The 15008-nt window shown below is 66.0% G+C and carries 13 protein-coding genes; 8 read left to right on the forward strand and 5 right to left on the reverse strand.

Annotation, left to right across the window (positions count from 1 at the left end):
* Positions 1-3: 3 nt before the first annotated feature.
* Both XH89_RS22450 and XH89_RS22455 read right to left on the reverse strand, forming a co-directional pair.
* Positions 4-1830 (reverse strand): chloride channel protein, encoded by a 1827-nt coding sequence (locus tag XH89_RS22450; protein WP_194462597.1) that lies wholly within the window; start codon positions 1828-1830, stop codon positions 4-6.
* A gap of 107 nt (positions 1831-1937) precedes the next feature.
* Positions 1938-3593, reverse strand: a complete 1656-nt coding sequence (locus XH89_RS22455; RefSeq protein ID WP_194462598.1) for an acetolactate synthase large subunit — start codon at positions 3591-3593, stop codon at positions 1938-1940.
* 616 nt (positions 3594-4209) lie between these two features.
* Here XH89_RS22455 and XH89_RS22460 point away from each other — a divergent pair.
* The 4 genes from XH89_RS22460 (at position 4210) to XH89_RS22475 (ending at position 8638) form a co-directional block, all read left to right on the forward strand.
* Positions 4210-4512 carry a hypothetical protein gene (locus tag XH89_RS22460; RefSeq protein WP_194462599.1) on the forward strand — a complete coding sequence of 101 codons (303 nt, stop codon included), beginning with the start codon at positions 4210-4212 and terminating at the stop codon, positions 4510-4512.
* 116 nt (positions 4513-4628) lie between these two features.
* A complete protein-coding gene (locus XH89_RS22465; RefSeq protein ID WP_194462600.1) occupies positions 4629-6371 on the forward strand; it encodes a type I secretion system permease/ATPase in 1743 nt (580 codons plus the stop codon).
* A complete protein-coding gene (locus XH89_RS22470) occupies positions 6368-7687 on the forward strand; it encodes an HlyD family type I secretion periplasmic adaptor subunit (RefSeq protein ID WP_194462601.1) in 1320 nt (439 codons plus the stop codon). Before XH89_RS22465 ends, XH89_RS22470 begins: the two co-directional genes overlap by 4 nt.
* A 15-nt stretch (positions 7688-7702) precedes the next feature.
* Positions 7703-8638, forward strand: a complete 936-nt coding sequence (locus XH89_RS22475) for a hypothetical protein (protein ID WP_194462602.1) — start codon at positions 7703-7705, stop codon at positions 8636-8638.
* Between the two features lie 7 nt (positions 8639-8645).
* Here XH89_RS22475 and XH89_RS22480 read toward each other — a convergent pair whose 3' ends face one another.
* From XH89_RS22480 to XH89_RS22490, 3 genes are all read right to left on the reverse strand, one after another.
* Entirely contained in the window at positions 8646-9290 is a 645-nt protein-coding gene (locus XH89_RS22480) for an O-methyltransferase (RefSeq protein ID WP_194462603.1), read from the reverse strand.
* An 18-nt stretch (positions 9291-9308) separates the two neighbouring features.
* On the reverse strand, positions 9309-9944 hold the full coding sequence (locus XH89_RS22485) for a PadR family transcriptional regulator (protein ID WP_194462604.1): 636 nt from the start codon (positions 9942-9944) through the stop codon (positions 9309-9311).
* A gap of 96 nt (positions 9945-10040) precedes the next feature.
* Positions 10041-10592, reverse strand: a complete 552-nt coding sequence (locus XH89_RS22490) for a carboxymuconolactone decarboxylase family protein (RefSeq protein WP_194462605.1) — start codon at positions 10590-10592, stop codon at positions 10041-10043.
* Positions 10593-10661: 69 nt separating this feature from the next.
* On the opposite strand from XH89_RS22490, the gene XH89_RS22495 reads away from it, so the two are divergent.
* From XH89_RS22495 to XH89_RS22510, 4 genes are all read left to right on the forward strand, one after another.
* Entirely contained in the window at positions 10662-11036 is a 375-nt protein-coding gene (locus tag XH89_RS22495; RefSeq protein ID WP_194462606.1) for an MmcQ/YjbR family DNA-binding protein, read from the forward strand.
* A gap of 98 nt (positions 11037-11134) precedes the next feature.
* A complete protein-coding gene (locus XH89_RS22500; protein ID WP_194462607.1) occupies positions 11135-12517 on the forward strand; it encodes an SWIM zinc finger family protein in 1383 nt (460 codons plus the stop codon).
* Positions 12510-13934 carry a DUF5691 domain-containing protein gene (locus tag XH89_RS22505; RefSeq protein WP_194462608.1) on the forward strand — a complete coding sequence of 475 codons (1425 nt, stop codon included), beginning with the start codon at positions 12510-12512 and terminating at the stop codon, positions 13932-13934. The genes XH89_RS22500 and XH89_RS22505 overlap by 8 nt, the downstream gene beginning before the upstream one ends.
* On the forward strand, positions 13931-15007 hold the full coding sequence (locus XH89_RS22510; protein WP_194462609.1) for an AAA family ATPase: 1077 nt from the start codon (positions 13931-13933) through the stop codon (positions 15005-15007). The genes XH89_RS22505 and XH89_RS22510 overlap by 4 nt, the downstream gene beginning before the upstream one ends.
* The last annotated feature ends 1 nt before the right edge of the window (position 15008 follow it).

Raw genomic sequence — 15008 nt, forward strand, 5'->3', positions numbered from 1 at the left:
AGTTCAGAGGGGCTGACCTTCCGCGATCCGCGTCTCCGGCACAAGCGTCTTTTCACGCAGGAAATATGCGTTGCGGTCTTCCTCCTGCGCGTTCACGACCGCGCGAATTCGCAGCAAATCCTTGCGAGCGACGAGGCCAACCACGCGATGGCTGGCGCGATCGACCACCGGCAGCCGCCCGAGATCGGAGCCGACCATGAGATCGGCGACCCGGCCAAGCACATCGTCAGGATGCGCCACCACGCTGGAGGTGTCCGACACGACATCATCGAGCGTCGCCGCCTGATGATCGCCCTCAGTGCGCCAGCGCAGCACATCGGCGCGGGTCACCATGCCGCTCAGCCGCCCGTCGGCCGCGACCACGGGATAGGATTTGTGACGGCGCTGATCCGACGTGAAGAAAGCGACCGCGGCATCCACGGGCATGTCGACCGGAAGCGTGTCGACATCAGTGACCATGACGTCGGTGACGCGCATCAGCTCGAACGGATCGATCGCGTATTCGCGGGTGACGTGCTGGCCGCGGCGCGCAATCTTCTCGGTGAGGATCGAGCGCTTGAGCAGCAGCACGGTGACGGCGTGCGCCGCACCGGTTGCCGCCAGCAGCGGCAGCAGCATGTCGATATTGCCGGTTAGCTCGATGGCAAACATCACGCCTGTCAGCGGCGAGCGCATCGTGCCGCCCATCATCGCGGCCATGCCGACCAGCGCCCAGAACGACGCACCACCGGGCAGCACCAGTCCCTCCATCCAGCCGGCAGTGCCGCCGAGAATGAGCAGCGGCGCCAGCACGCCGCCCGACGTGCCCGAGCTCAGCGCGACCACCCAGATCACCGACTTCACCAGCAGCAGCCGGATCGCTTCGTCGCGCACCATGTGGCCGGACAACAGATCGGCGATGACGTCGTAGCCGACGCCGAGCGCTCGCGGATCGATCAGCCCGCCAAGGCCGACGACAAGACCGCCGAGCATCGGCCACCACATCCAGTGCACAGGCAGATGATCAAACAGATCCTCGATCGCGTAGAGCAGCCGCGTCATTAGCCCGGATTGCAGGCCGGCGACGACGCCGACGCCGATCGCAGCCGCGAGGCCCCACCAGGGCAGGTCCGGCCGCTCCGCGAACGGAAACAACGGGCCCGTCCCGAACAGCAGCGGGCGCCAGGCCGCCGATATCACCGCTCCCGTCACCACGGGCAGGAAGCTGCGCGGCTTCCATTCGAACAGCAGCAGCTCGACCGCGAGCAGCACCGCCGCGATCGGCGTACCGAAGATCGCGGTCATGCCGGCGGCCGCGCCCGCGACCAGCAGTGTCTTGCGCTCGGCGGCGGTGAGGTGGAAGCACTGGGCGAAGATCGATCCGATCGCGCCGCCCGTCATGATGATCGGTCCTTCCGCGCCGAACGGGCCACCGCTTCCGATCGACACCGCCGAGGATACCGGCTTCAGGACCGCGACCTTCGGCTGCATCCGGCTGCCGCCGATCAGAATCGCCTCGATCGCCTCGGGAATGCCGTGGCCCCGGATCTTCTCCGAGCCGAACCGCGCCATCAGCCCGATCACGAGCCCGCCCAGCGCCGGCGCCAGCACCATCCAGACCCCGGGATGGGCATTGGCCAGCGAGACATTCGCGGTGCTGACATGGCCGAACCAGACCAGATTGGTCACCAGCGCGATCAGCTTCAACAGCACCCAGGCCGCCCCGGCACTGATGCTGCCGACCAGCAGTGCCATTCCGATCAGGACCAGCACGCGGCGATCGGCGGTAAAATCTCCGGGCTTGCCGCGAGGACGCGGGAGGCCGCCGGTGATGTCGGGGGTCTGGCGCATGGATGTCTCTTGTCGGGAGGATTCTTCGCGCCCGCCAATATATCGTACTGCGATATATATCAAGGAATGCCAGGTATGACCCGCCTGACAAGATGGTAAACCGGGGGCTACTTTTGCCGCGTCCGCAGCTCGTCCACCAGCACCCGCACGTTCTCCGAATAATCGACCGGGATCGAGACCAGATGCACGCCACCCTCCCTAAAGGCCGCCTCCAGCGTCGGGCCGAAACTGTCGATGCTTTCGATGCGGTGGCCCTTGGCGCCATAGGCCTTGGCATAGAGCGCAAAGTCGGGATTGCCGAACGTCATGCCGTAATCGGCGAAATGATCGACGGCCTGCTTCCAGCGGATCATGCCGTAGGCCTTGTCCTCCAGCACAAGCACGACGAGATTGAGCTTGAGGCGGACGGCGGTCTCCATCTCCTGGCTGTTCATCATGAAACCGCCGTCGCCGGCGACCGCGAGCACGCGGCGATCGGGATAGAGCATCGCAGCCATCATCGCCGACGGCAGGCCGGCGCCCATCGTCGCCAGCGCATTGTCGAGCAGCAGCGTGTTGGCGACGCGGGTGCGGTAGTTGCGCGCGAACCAGATCTTGTACATGCCGTTGTCGAGCGCGACGATGCCGTTCTCGGGGATGACCTGGCGGATATCATGCACGATGCGCTGCGGCGTCGGCGGCCAGCGCGTCTCGGTGGCGCGGTCGGCGATGTGGTTGAGGATCTCTTCGCGGAGCGGCAACAGCGCCGCGGCCTGCGGCAGCTTGCCTTCGAGCCGGTCGGCCAGAAGCTCCAGGCTCGGACCGACATCACCGACGACCTCGGCATCGGGGAAATAGACCAGCTCGACGCTCGCCGAGGTGTAGCTGACGTGGATGACCTTCGGCCCCGACGGCCCCATGATGAAGGGTGGCTTCTCGATCGGATCGTGGCCGATTGCCACGATCAGGTCGGCGGCGTCGATGGCGTCATGGACGTAGTCGCGCTCGGACAGCGCCGCAGTGCCCATATAGAGATTGGTACCTCCGGGCACGGTGCCCTTGCCCATTTGCGTCGTGAAGAACGGAATGCCGGTCCGCCGCACGAAGCTCGCAATGCCATGGGTCGAGCGCGGCCGGCTGGTCGCCGCGCCCATCATCACCAACGGATGCTTTGCCGCCAGGATCATCTCGGCGGCGCGGTCGAGCGCGGCGCGATGCGCGACGGGGATCTCGATCGGATGGACCGGGATCACGGGCACAGCCTCGACCTCGTCGCCTGCGATGTCCTCGGGCAATTCGAGATGCACCGGTCCCGGCCGCTCCTCCATCGCCACGCGGAAGGCGTCGCGCACCACCGTCGGGATCGACGAGGCGCTGACGATCTGCCGCGACAGTTTCGTCAGCGGCTTCATGGTCGCGACCACGTCCACGATCTGGAAGCGCGCCTGCCGGCTGCTCATGATCGGTTTCTGGCCGGTGATGAGGATCATCGGCATCGCGCCGAGATACGCGTAGGCGGCGCCCGTCGAGAGATTTAGCGCGCCCGGGCCGAGGGTGGAGAGACAGACGCCGGGCTTCCCCGTCAATCGTCCATGGGTCGCTGCCATGAAGGCGGCGGCCTGCTCGTGCCGGGTCAGGACCAGCTCGATCTTGGAGGTGCGCAGGGATTCGACGAGGTCCAGGTTCTCTTCGCCAGGCACGCCAAAGATGCGATCGACGCCTTCATTCTCCAGCGCCGCGACGAATAGATCCGATCCCTTGACTTTCCGCTCCTGCCCGCCCATGCCGCCTCCCGCTGCTGCTGGCTCCCTATGCTTCGGGAGCGGGTGCATGGTAGCCAACTGAGCCGCATGCACAACTCACAAAGAGTGGCGTAGCTGCATCAGCAGCGTCATTGCGAGCGCAGCGAAGCAATCCAGAGTCCTACCGCAGAGGCAGTCTGGATTGCTTCGCTGCGCTCGCAATGACGGAGGATTGGGAAGCGGCATCCTCAACTCTCGTGTCCCGGACGCGCTGCGATGCGCGAGCGTTGCTGCGCAGAGCCGGGACCCAGGAAGCTACACCGCGCGCTGATGCATGGGCCCCGGCTCTGCAGCGCATCGCTTCGTGCTACGCAGCGTCCGGGCACGAGACCTACGCTCAACGACGGACATACGTAATTGTCCTCGCGGCTCATCTCGCCCGAGCTTTGCTTTGTCGCTCACCCTCATCTGACAGGGCGCAGGGAAGACCGGGTGCCCGGCTGGCACCCGCGGTTTACCGTGCGAAGATTGCAAGTTCCCCGCCCAACAAATCAGCACCAAATGGTCGCATATGAGTCCGCAACCTTTCACGTTGCGGCGACTTCTTGGGCAGCGACTCTTCTGTCGCGATCTCAACTGCCAACTCAAAGGAGTTCACATGGCTCTTCTCGGAAACCTGCTCGGCACGGTCGATGGTCTGCTTGGAACAGCAACCGGCGCACTGTCCGGCAGCGCTGCTGCAGGTGGAAGTGCAACGGCCGGTGCCAGCGGCACGGTCGATCTGTCGCATACGCTCGACGTGGGCGCACTGATCGAAACCAATCCCAGCATTGACGTCTCCGCGTCAGGCCTTGCGGGAACCGGAGGCATCGATGCCTCGATCTCCGCACCGACGGCAGTCGGCCTCAGCGCGGATGTCGGTCATCTCGACGTCGGTGGTCTCCTCCACGGGCTGGTCTGAGCCGAAGTTCCTCGACGACAGATATGTGGCGTGGGGCTTTGGCCCCGCGTCACACCATTGCGTAAGCCCGCCAAGATCCACGGCGCAGATTCTTTTGACACCTTGAGGACTTTTAGATGGCGGCAGCCCTTTCGACGGTCGCGGACGAGGCGGCGGAGCCGTCATATCACCGCGGCGACGACGTTCGCGATGCGCTGCTGAAACTCTGGCCGCACTTTCTCTGGGCCGGGCTGTTTTCCAGCGCGATCAATCTGCTTTATCTCTCCTCGCCGCTCTATCTGATGCAGGTGTACAACCGCGTGCTGCTCAACGAAAACATCTCCACGCTCGTCCTGCTCACGCTCATCCTCGCCATCGCGCTGCTGACCATGGCGGGGCTCGACGCCGTACGCGCCTGGATCCTGATCCGCTGCGGTATCCGGCTCGACATGGAGCTGTCGACGCGTGTGTTCGAGGCGCTGGTGGTGCGATCGGCCGAACGCGGCGCCTCGCGCGGCGCGCAGCACTTGCGCGATCTCGATCAGTTCCGCACCTTCGTGACCGGATCCGGAATCTATTTCGCGTTCGATCTGCCCTGGATTCCGGTCTATCTACTGCTGCTGTTCTTCATCCATCCCCTGCTCGGCCTTGTCGCCACCATCGGCGCGCTGCTGCTGCTCGCTCTTGCCGGCGTCAACGAGCTTTTGACTCGCTCGCCGATGAAGCAGGCCGAGGCCTCCGGCAACCAGTCCTACGTCTTCACGGAGAACGTGCTGCGCCATGCCGACGTGATCCGCGCCATGGGCATGCAGCCCGCGGTCGAGCGCAACTGGCAGAGCCAGCGCTCGGCCATGCTGGTGCAACAGGCGATCGCCAGCGACAAGAACGCGGTGATGACGTCCTCGATCCGTTTCTTTCGCCTGCTGCTGCAATCCCTCATGCTCGGCACCGGCGCCTGGCTTGCGATCGACCACGCCATTACGCCCGCGACGATCTTCGCCGCCAGCATCGTGATGGGCCGGGCGCTGGTGCCGGTCGAACAGGCGGTCGGCACCTGGAAGCAGTTCATCGGCGCGCGCGATTCCTACACCGAGGTGCGCGACCTGCTTGCGACCATCGACCTGACCGCGCCGCAGACCATCGTGCCGAAGCAGCGCAACACCGTCGAGGTGCGCGAACTCGTTTGCGAACTGCCGTCGCGGCCCGAGCCTGTGCTGAAGGGACTGTCCTTCGAACTCGCCGGCGGCCAGGCGCTCGGCATCGTCGGTCCGAGCGGCTCGGGCAAGAGCACGCTGGCGCGGCTGCTGGTCGGGGCGATGGCGCCTGCCGCCGGGCGGTTGCGCTTCGGCGGGCTCGACTACAATCACTGGGACCCGGTCGAATTCGGCCGTCATGTCGGCTATCTGCCGCAGGATGTCGGCCTGTTTGCCGGCACCGTCCGCGAGAACATCGCGCGCTTCGGCGATGCCTCCACCGACGAGATCATCGACGCCGCGATCCGCGCCGGCATCCACGACATGGTGCTCGACCTTCCCAAGCAATACGACACGCGGCTTGGCGTCGGCGGCGTCGGCCTTTCAGGCGGCCAGCGCCAGCGGCTCGGGCTTGCGCGCGCCCTGCTCGGCCGCCCGCCGCTGCTGGTGCTCGACGAACCCAACGCCAATCTCGATGCTCCCGGCGAAGAAGCGCTCAAGGCCGCGCTGCTGAAGGCCAAGGCGGACGGCGCCGCCGTCATCGTCATCACCCACCGCACCACCATCCTCGACATCGTCGACGTCATGATGGTGATCCGTGGCGGCATGCTCGACATGCTCGGCCCGCCCGGCGAGGTCTATCAGGCGCTGCAGCAGCAGGCCGCCGCGCGGGCGGCCGCATCATGAGCACCGCAGCCTACATCGCCGACCGCGAGCGCGCCTATTATGCGCGGCCGGGGCGGCCCGCTCTGGTCGGCGCCATCGTCGTCGGCGCGTTTGCATCCGCCATGACGTTGTGGGGAACGCTGGCCCCGATCTCGGGCGCGGCGATCGCCAGCGGCAATCTGCAGGTCGAAGGCCGGCGCCAGAGCGTGCAGCATCCCTACGGCGGCGTCATCCGCCAGCTTCTCGTGCGCGACGGCGTTCATGTCGAGAAGGGACAGCTCTTGCTCGTGCTCGACGACAGCGATCCGCGCGCCAAGCTCGACGTGCTGGTCGCCGACCGCGATGCTGCCCTTGCCGCGGAAGCGCGGCTGATGGCCGAGCGCGATGGCCAGGCCGCACCGGAGTTCGGCGCCGCCCCGAAGGACGCAAAGCCCGCACTGCGCCAGGCGATGGCGAACGAGGTCGCGATGATGGCGGCGCGAAAGCATCAGTTCGAGGCGGAGACTTCAGTGCTCAAGGGCAAGATCGCCGAACTGAATGCGCAGATCGGCGGCACGCAGGCCCAGCTCACCGGCACCGAAAAGCAGCGCGAGCTGCTCGGCGACGAGATGAACGGCGCGCAGCATCTGTACGAACAGGGCTACACGCCGAAGACACGGATCCTGGCTCTCCAGCGCGAGGATGCCAAGCTCCAGGCCGATACCGGCGCCCAGCGCGCCAATATCGCCGGCATGCAGCAGCAGATCGCCCAGAACGAGGCCGAGATCGCCAAGGCCGAACGCGCAAGGATGAGCGAGATCACCGATCAGCTCCGCTCGACCGAGAACAAGCTCGCCGAGCTCGCCCCGAAAGTCGATGCGGCGACGGACGTGGTCACGCGCACGCAGATCAGGGCGCCTGCGACCGGATCGGTAGTCGGTCTCGACGTCTTCACTGAAGGCGGCGTGATCCAGCCGGGCGCAAAGCTCATGGACATCGTGCCGTCGGACAATCCGCTGATCGTGGACGCGCAGCTCAAGCTGTCCGATATCAACGACGTGACGGTCGGCCGCCGCGCCGAGATCCGGCTGACCGGCGTCAATTATGCCGAACGTCCCCGCCTCTACGGCACCGTGCGAACGGTCTCGGCCGACCGCGTCACCAACGACAAGGCCGGCGGCCCCGGCTATTACGCGGTCGAGGTGTCGCTGGAGCCGGAGGACGTCAGGAAGTCGCGCATCGAATTGCAGTCGGGCATGCCGGCCGAGGTGATCGTGCCGACGCGTCCCCGCACGCTGTTCGAATATCTGCTCGGACCGCTGCGCGACGAGCTCACCCGCGCCTTCCGCGAACACTGACGAGGAGCAACGCCCATGGCTGCATCCGAGCAGAACAACCGCCGCGCCGAAAAGGCGGAGATTGCCCGCCACATCACGACGGAAGAGACGGTCGCGTTCATGACCGCCCTGGTCGCTTTCCTCAAGGAGGCCGAGGCCGCCGGACATCACGGTGCCGGTGATCCACAACCGCGGCCGTCCGACCTGCCGCCGACGCCCGCCCACGCTGCCGATCCGGCGCCCGTCGAAACAACGCCGGGCAATCGTCAAGACGCGCCCGGCGATCAGCATGCCGATGCGAGCGCGCCGCCGGCGGGCGAGACCGCGACGGCGCTTCACATGGATACGGCGACCGACAATATCTCCCATGCCGACGGCAATCCCGTCGTCGCCGCGACGGACAGCCCGGTCAGCACGCAGCAGCCCCCAGTTGACAGTCATGCCGCCGCTGCGGTCGCGTCCGACCATGCCGCGGAAACCAGCAGCGGCTCCGCGCACACCGATGTCGCAACGTCTGCATCCATCGATCCGCTGTCATCGCTGCACGATCTCGGCAGCACGATCACGAACCTGGTCGACACCTCGTTGTCTGCCGTCTCGCACACGCTCGACAGCCTGAGCACGACGGTATCGCAGCTGACGTCCACCGTCACAGGAACGATCGGACAGCTCACGGACAGCGTCACCGGCCTTGTCGGCGGCTTGCTCCATTCCGGCGGAGGCGACGCGCATGACGCCTCCTCCCCCGATTTATTCAGCGCACTGGTCACCGACATCGTCAGCACGCCGCTGGCCTCGTCCCATGACAGCGCGACGCCTCACGTCGATATCGGCGGGCTCGATACCGCCGGCGCGGTGCCAATGGCGGTGCTGCCGCCAATGGCCCTGCATCTCGGCTTTCTCGGTCAGCCGACCGATGGCCACGATCTGCACGACGGCGCGTTCTCAGCACTCGGCGTGCATCACTTCTGAGCGGCCTCTAGGCGACCTTCAGCGACAGCTCCGTGCCGCCCTTGAGCGGCAGCGTCATCGACACGAAGCCATTGCTGGGATCGCGGATGAAATCGAGGTAGTCAGGCTCGGCATTGTCATTCATGACATAACCGCCGACGAGCAGCTGCGGCGCCACGATCTCGATCACCTCGCGGGCGAGCGAGGGACCTGACGCACCCGGCCAGCCATCGATCAAGACGAAGTCGACGGGACCGCCGAGATCGCGCAGCGTCTGGCGCGCGTCACCTTCGCGGATCTCCGCATATTCGGCCAATCCCGCCTCCGCAAGATTGCGTTTGGCGGCTTCGACCTTGGCCGGCACGATCTCCGAGCCGATCACGGTGCCGCCGCCATTGTCGCGGAGCGCCGCCGCGAAATAGAGCGTGGACATCCCGACCGAGGTCGCGAACTCGGCGACGCGGGTGGCGCGCAGGCCGCGGCACAACAGATAGATCAACTCGCCCTGCTCGGGATGAATCGAAAAACCCTGCTCGGCATAGGCGTGAGGATCGCGGCTGTCGAACGAGCTGCGCCGGCCGCCGCCTGAGGGCCGCTGCCGCGCGCCTTGCAGGCGCGCGATCACCGCGTTAACGCGCGGATCTTGTATCGGGCTGTGCGGCCGATCAGTCATGTCCTGCATCCCTTATCGTCACTTGCCGAGGATTTCCGCGACTGCACGATCCAAAATCGCGGCGATGCGACGCGCCTCGGCGGAGTCGCTGCCGTGTCGGGAGCGCAGCGCGCGCTTGAGGTTGTGGCGGGCGCGATGCAATTCGTCGGAGGCATCCGCATCGAGATCGCTGACGCCGGCAAAGGCCTCGCGCACCTCGTCCATCCGGCGCCCGATCCGCGACAGCGCTTGCAGGATTGCATCAGCGGTGCCGCGCTGCTCGGCGAGGTAAGCTTCGCCCTGCGACGTTATGCTGTAGAGCTTGCGGCCGCCATCCTGCGCGACGCTGGCGTGGCCGACCTCTTCGAGATAGGTCAGCGCCGGATAGATCACGCCGGGGCTCGGCGTATAAAATCCTTCCGAGCGCTCCTCGATGATCTTGATCAGCTCGTAGCCGTGCGCCGGCTTGTCGGCGAGCAGAGCCAGGATCACGAGCTGGAGGTCCTGCGAGGACAGTCGCCGTGCGCCCGGAAACTCGTCGCCGCCGCGCCCGAAGAAGCCGTGGCCGCCGCGGCCGAAGCGATGCCGCCCACCATGCCGGCCCATGGCGAAATGGGCGAAATGAGCAAAGTGCCCGGAGTGGAAGTCTCTGTGGTCTCGGTGTTTGCCGAACATATCGTACGTCTCCTTCTCAAAATATATCTTACGATATAGTTTGCGATAATCAGGGCGCAAATCACGGGTCCGTGATTGACCCGTCGAGCCGTATCGCTACTCAGCCGCCTCGCCGCGGGACCCGCCGTGCTCGACCTCGAGCTGGAGGATGTCGTTGAAGCGATTGAAGGCGCCGCATAGCGCGATGCGCCAGGTCAGCTCGACGATCTGGGCTTCGGAGAAATGGGTGCGCAGGCGGGCAAAGATCTCGTCACGCGTCCGGTTCCAGTTGTTGGTGACGGCGATCGAATACTCAACGACGAGCTTGTCGAGCTCATCGAGCTCCGGATGATCCTTGTAGTCGAGAAGCTGCGCGGCGCCCTCCTCCGACACGCCCTGCACCGCGAGCTTTGGCGCGTGGTGCGAGACGCAGTAATCGCATTTGTTCAGCAGCGACACCGTCACCAATGCAAGCTCGAGATGGCGTTTCGAGATCATGCCTTCGCTGGCGAGATCGACCAGCAGCGACCACATGTGCTTGAAGATCGGCGCGCGATGCGCCATCACACCGGCCTGGTTCTCGAACGCACCATAGGTCGTCATCTTGTCCCATAGGGGTCGCAGTGCTTCCGGCAGATCATCCTTTGTCTTGATCGACACGCGCGACATGGCATTCCATCCTCGGTTGGAACATGCATGCTGCCACAACGGTGCGCCGTTGTCCGCTAGTGCACGCGCATGACTCCCAAGACCTTCGAAGCCCACTGCCTGCGTCTGCCTGCCGCCACCAAGGTGGTGCAATGGGAAGGCACCTCCGTGTTCAAGGTCGGCGGCAAGATGTTCGCGCTCAGCGGCGGGTATACAGCTGAGTCCGGCGGCTACATGTTCAAGGTCTCGAACATGGCCTATGCCATGCTGATCGAGCACGGCTTGGCGCGGCCTGCGCCCTATCTCGCGCGGGCCAAATGGGTGCAGCTTGTCAGCAACAACGCGCTGCCGGATGCGGAGCTGACGGCCTATCTGGCGCAGGCCCATGCGCTGATCGTGGCGAAGCTGACAATCAAAAAGCGCAAGGAGCTTGGGCTTCCGTCGCCACACACCGGACTCTCGTGACGATCTCCGCGTGCAGCGGGTCACCTGCGCGCGGCGACATTGAGCTTTCATCCTGCCCCGATATACTACCGGTCCTGGATTCGAATTGGGAAGCCGGCGTGGCGATTGATCTGAAAGCGGTCGAGCAACTCGCTACCGATCAATCCTCGCTCAAGGCGGCTGCCGGTCTCGCCAAGCCGGCAAAATGGTCCGGCGTCGGCGGCAGCCCGGATGGCGCGCTGATCTGGGGCGAATGCGCGGGCTCCGGCGCCAATCCCTACCGGGTGATGGCTGATCTCCGCGATCTCGGCAACAAATGCACCTGCCCCTCGCGCAAATTCCCCTGCAAGCACGTGCTCGGCCTGTTGTGGCTCAACGCAGAATCCATCGTGCAATTCGCGCCCGCCGATACGCCGGCCTGGGTCAGCGACTGGCTCGGGCGCCGGCGCGGCACGTCAGCCGCAAAGCCGGCGACGGCCCCGGCCGGCGACAAGGATCTGCGCGCCGCACGCGCCGTCGAGCCCGAGGTCACCGAGGATCCAAAGGACGTCGCTCGCCGCGTGGCGCAGGCGGCCAAACGAAATGAAGAGACTGAGCGCGCGATCCTCGATGCGCTGGATGCGCTCGAGCAATGGATCGGCGACCAGCTCCGCCTGGGATTGTCGAGCTTCATCGACGATGCCACGGCGCGATGCCGGCGCATCGCCGCGCGCCTCGTCGATGGCAAAGCCGCGGCGCTTGCCGGTCGTATCGATGAACTACCATCCCGTTTGCTCGCCCTTGCCGCGGGCGACCGGCCACGCGGTGCGATCGTCGAGCTCGGCAAGCTGGTGCTGCTCGCGCGCGCCTTCCGCGCCACGCCGCGCGATGCCGAGATCCGGCGCGCCGTCGCGACATCGGAGACCCGCGAGACGGTGCTGGCCGATCCGCAAGCGCCACGCGCGAACGGGCATTGGGAGGTTCTCGCCGAGCAGGTGCAGACGCGCCGCGACGGCCTGGTCTCGCAGACCACATGGCTGCTCAATCTCGCTGGCAGTGGCCCGCGCTTTGCCATGCTGCTCGACTTCTTCCCGGCAAGCGCCGGCCGGCGCGGCTCGGTGTTCACCTCAGGCGAGCGTTTTCGGGGCGAGCTGGTGTTCTATCCGTCGCAGCAACCGCTCCGCGCCCTGCTCGTGCGGCGCGACGCCGCCGATGAGACGCTCGCGCACGAATGGCCCGCGCCGGACGAGGCGCTCTCCGAGGCGTTGACACGGCCGCTGTTGGCCGAGCCGTGGATGCTCGACGTGCCGTTGCTGCTGCCGCAGGGGCGTATCGCACGCGATGATGCCGGGCATGCTTGGTGGCGATCCGGCGACGGCACCGCGACATTGCCGGTCGCGAGCAACGCCGAGGGCTTATTGTGCGGCACCGATCTCACCTGCTCCGCCGCGATCTGGTCAGGCAGCCGCCTCACGATCCTGGCGGCGCAGACCGCATGGGGACGGATCGGCAGCCATGACTGACAAGGCCGACGAAATCTACGACGCAATGGGCGCAGTGCTCACGCGCTGGACCATGGGATCGGCGGCGGCCTCAGCTGCTCCCTTTTGGCGCGCCGAACTTGGCGAGGAGCCCGCCGAAGCAGAGCTGCGGCTGCTCGCTTTGTCGGGCCAGTTCCTTGGCATCACCGTGACGGCAGAGCCGGCATCGACGCTTCGCGTTCTGCCGGACATTCCCACCCTCGCCTTGCCGACCTTGCCCGAGACGTTGCGTCCGCTGGCGCGCCGAATCCTGGCGGCGAAGAAGCAGGCGCAAGGCAAGACCGAGCTCGTCGACTTTCTGGCGGCGCGCGGCTGGACCATGCATCCCGCCGACTGGATGCCCACGGCCGGCGATGACGACGCACCAGACGTCTATGCGCCTTGGCGCGATTGGATGGAATTTGCAGCGTCGAACAACGCCGCACGGCGGCAGACGAACGACCACATCACTGCCGGCAATTGGGACGATTTCTGGCCTGCCGCGCGCAAAGCGGCGCTGGCCGAGCTTCGGCGGCACGATCCGTCCGCGGCACGCGCGGTGCTGGAGGCGAAGCTCGGCAACGAAAGTGCCGACACGCGATTGCGCCTGCTGTCGCTGCTCTCGGAGCGGCTGTCCAACGAGGATATAGCCTTCCTCGAAGCCATCGTGGCGGATGACCGCGCACCCAAGGTCAAGGCACTTGCGACCTCCTTCCTCGCGCGTCTCGGCCACGGTCCCGCCGCGGGCGAGGAGATCGCGGAGCTTGCCGGCTTCTTCGCGGTGAAGACCAAGGGGCTGCTGCGGCGCTCCCGCGTGATCGACTTTCAAACTCCCAAGACGCCGGCACAGTGGCAACGACGGAAAGCCCTCCTCGACGGCACCGACCTGACATCGTTTGCAGGCGCGCTCGGCCTCGCGCCGCTGGATTTGATCGCCGCCTGGGAGTGGAAGGTGGACACGGCGGCCGACGCCGGGCTGATCAAGCTGATCGCCGAGACCGGCACCGATGCGCAGCTCGCGCAGGCAGCGCAGATCGTCAGCGAGCATAACGCGGCTGGCTTCATCGTGGCGCTCGCACCGCGTCTCGCGCCGACCGATCGCACTCGGTTCGCGGCGGTAGGCTTGCATACGCACGGCATCGGCTTTGAGATGGCGCAGGTGATCGCCGGCGCTGCGGCACGCCTGGACGATCCGCTCTCGGCGCCTTCAGGTGTAAAACTGCTGGCCGAGATCAGGCGCGATGACGCGAAGCCATCCGACCATGCTGCGGAATTTCACGCGCTGGGCCTGCTCACCTCGCAGACGGCGGCGCAGCAGACCTTGCAGCGCCTGACGGCCGCGGGCCTGCTGCAAGGCGATCCGCGCCTCGACATGCTGCGGCTCAACGCCGCGTTGGACGATCAGGGAGAGAAGCCATGAGCGAGAAACTGCGGTTGCCCGCCGAGGAGAGCTTTGCGGCCGAGCTGAAGGCCCTTGCCGCCGGCGAAGGACATCGCCCGCCGGGTTGGGCGCTCTCGCCGCGCCAGATCGTGACCTATCTGATGGGCGGCAAGGCGGCTGACGGCACGGCGATCACGCCCAAATATGTCGGCGACAAGCGATTGATCGAGACCGCCGTTGCAACGCTTGCGACCGATCGCGCGCTACTTTTGCTTGGCGTGCCCGGCACCGCCAAGTCGTGGGTCTCCGAGCATCTTGCCGCCGGCATCACCGGCGATTCCACGCTCGTGATCCAGTGCACCGCAGGGACCGACGAGAACCAGATCCGCTACGGCTGGAACTATGCCCAGCTGCTCGCCCATGGGCCGAGCCGCGAAGCACTGGTGCCGACCCCGCTGATGCGCGCGATGGAAGGCGGCAAGCTCTGCCGCTTCGAAGAGCTGACGCGCATGGGCAGCGACGTGCAGGACACGCTGATCACCGTGCTGTCCGAGAAGATGATGCCGATCCCGGAGCTCAACACCGCCGTCTATGCGCAGCGCGGCTTCAACATCATCGCAACCGCCAACAATCGCGACAAGGGCGTCAACGAGCTGTCCTCCGCGCTCAAGCGCCGCTTCAACGTCGTCGTGTTGCCGCTCCCTGACAGCGCCGAGGAAGAAGTGTCGATCGTCGTCAAGCGCGTCGGCGAGATGGCGCAGAACCTCGATCTGCCGGCGCCGAAGAACGTCGCCGACGAAGTGGCGCGGGTGGTCGCGATCTTCCGCGAATTGCGCTCGGGCTCGACCGAGGACGGCAAGGTCGCGCTGAAGTCGCCGTCGGGCGGGCTCTCGACCGCAGAGGCCATCGCCGTGATGGTCGGCGGCATCAGCCAGGCAACCTTCTTCAACGACGGCAAGCTGACGCCTGAGACGCTCGCCAGCAACATGCTCGGCGCGGTGATCAAGGATCCCGTGCAGGACACCGCCGTGCTCGGCGAATATCTGGAGACCGTGCTGAAGAAGAAGCGCGGCTTCGAAGGCTACTATGCCTCGCTGACCGATCTGATCTGAC

This window comes from Bradyrhizobium sp. CCBAU 53340, assembly GCF_015291645.1.
In the GTDB taxonomy this organism is placed as follows: Bacteria; Pseudomonadota; Alphaproteobacteria; order Rhizobiales; family Xanthobacteraceae; genus Bradyrhizobium.

Excerpts from the sequence above, each read along its gene's own strand:
- XH89_RS22510 (WP_194462609.1), top strand. The coding sequence starts at position 13,931 with ATGAGCGAGAAACTGCGGTTGCCCGCCGAGGAGAGCTTTGCGGCCGAG.
- XH89_RS22470 (WP_194462601.1), top strand. The coding sequence starts at position 6,368 with ATGAGCACCGCAGCCTACATCGCCGACCGCGAGCGCGCCTATTATGCG.
- XH89_RS22465 (WP_194462600.1), top strand. The coding sequence starts at position 4,629 with ATGGCGGCAGCCCTTTCGACGGTCGCGGACGAGGCGGCGGAGCCGTCA.
- XH89_RS22505 (WP_194462608.1), top strand. The coding sequence starts at position 12,510 with ATGACTGACAAGGCCGACGAAATCTACGACGCAATGGGCGCAGTGCTC.
- XH89_RS22450 (WP_194462597.1), bottom strand. The coding sequence starts at position 1,830 with ATGCGCCAGACCCCCGACATCACCGGCGGCCTCCCGCGTCCTCGCGGC.
- XH89_RS22495 (WP_194462606.1), top strand. The coding sequence starts at position 10,662 with ATGACTCCCAAGACCTTCGAAGCCCACTGCCTGCGTCTGCCTGCCGCC.
- XH89_RS22455 (WP_194462598.1), bottom strand. The coding sequence starts at position 3,593 with ATGGGCGGGCAGGAGCGGAAAGTCAAGGGATCGGATCTATTCGTCGCG.
- XH89_RS22480 (WP_194462603.1), bottom strand. The coding sequence starts at position 9,290 with ATGACTGATCGGCCGCACAGCCCGATACAAGATCCGCGCGTTAACGCG.
- XH89_RS22460 (WP_194462599.1), top strand. The coding sequence starts at position 4,210 with ATGGCTCTTCTCGGAAACCTGCTCGGCACGGTCGATGGTCTGCTTGGA.
- XH89_RS22475 (WP_194462602.1), top strand. The coding sequence starts at position 7,703 with ATGGCTGCATCCGAGCAGAACAACCGCCGCGCCGAAAAGGCGGAGATT.
- XH89_RS22490 (WP_194462605.1), bottom strand. The coding sequence starts at position 10,592 with ATGTCGCGCGTGTCGATCAAGACAAAGGATGATCTGCCGGAAGCACTG.
- XH89_RS22485 (WP_194462604.1), bottom strand. The coding sequence starts at position 9,944 with ATGTTCGGCAAACACCGAGACCACAGAGACTTCCACTCCGGGCACTTT.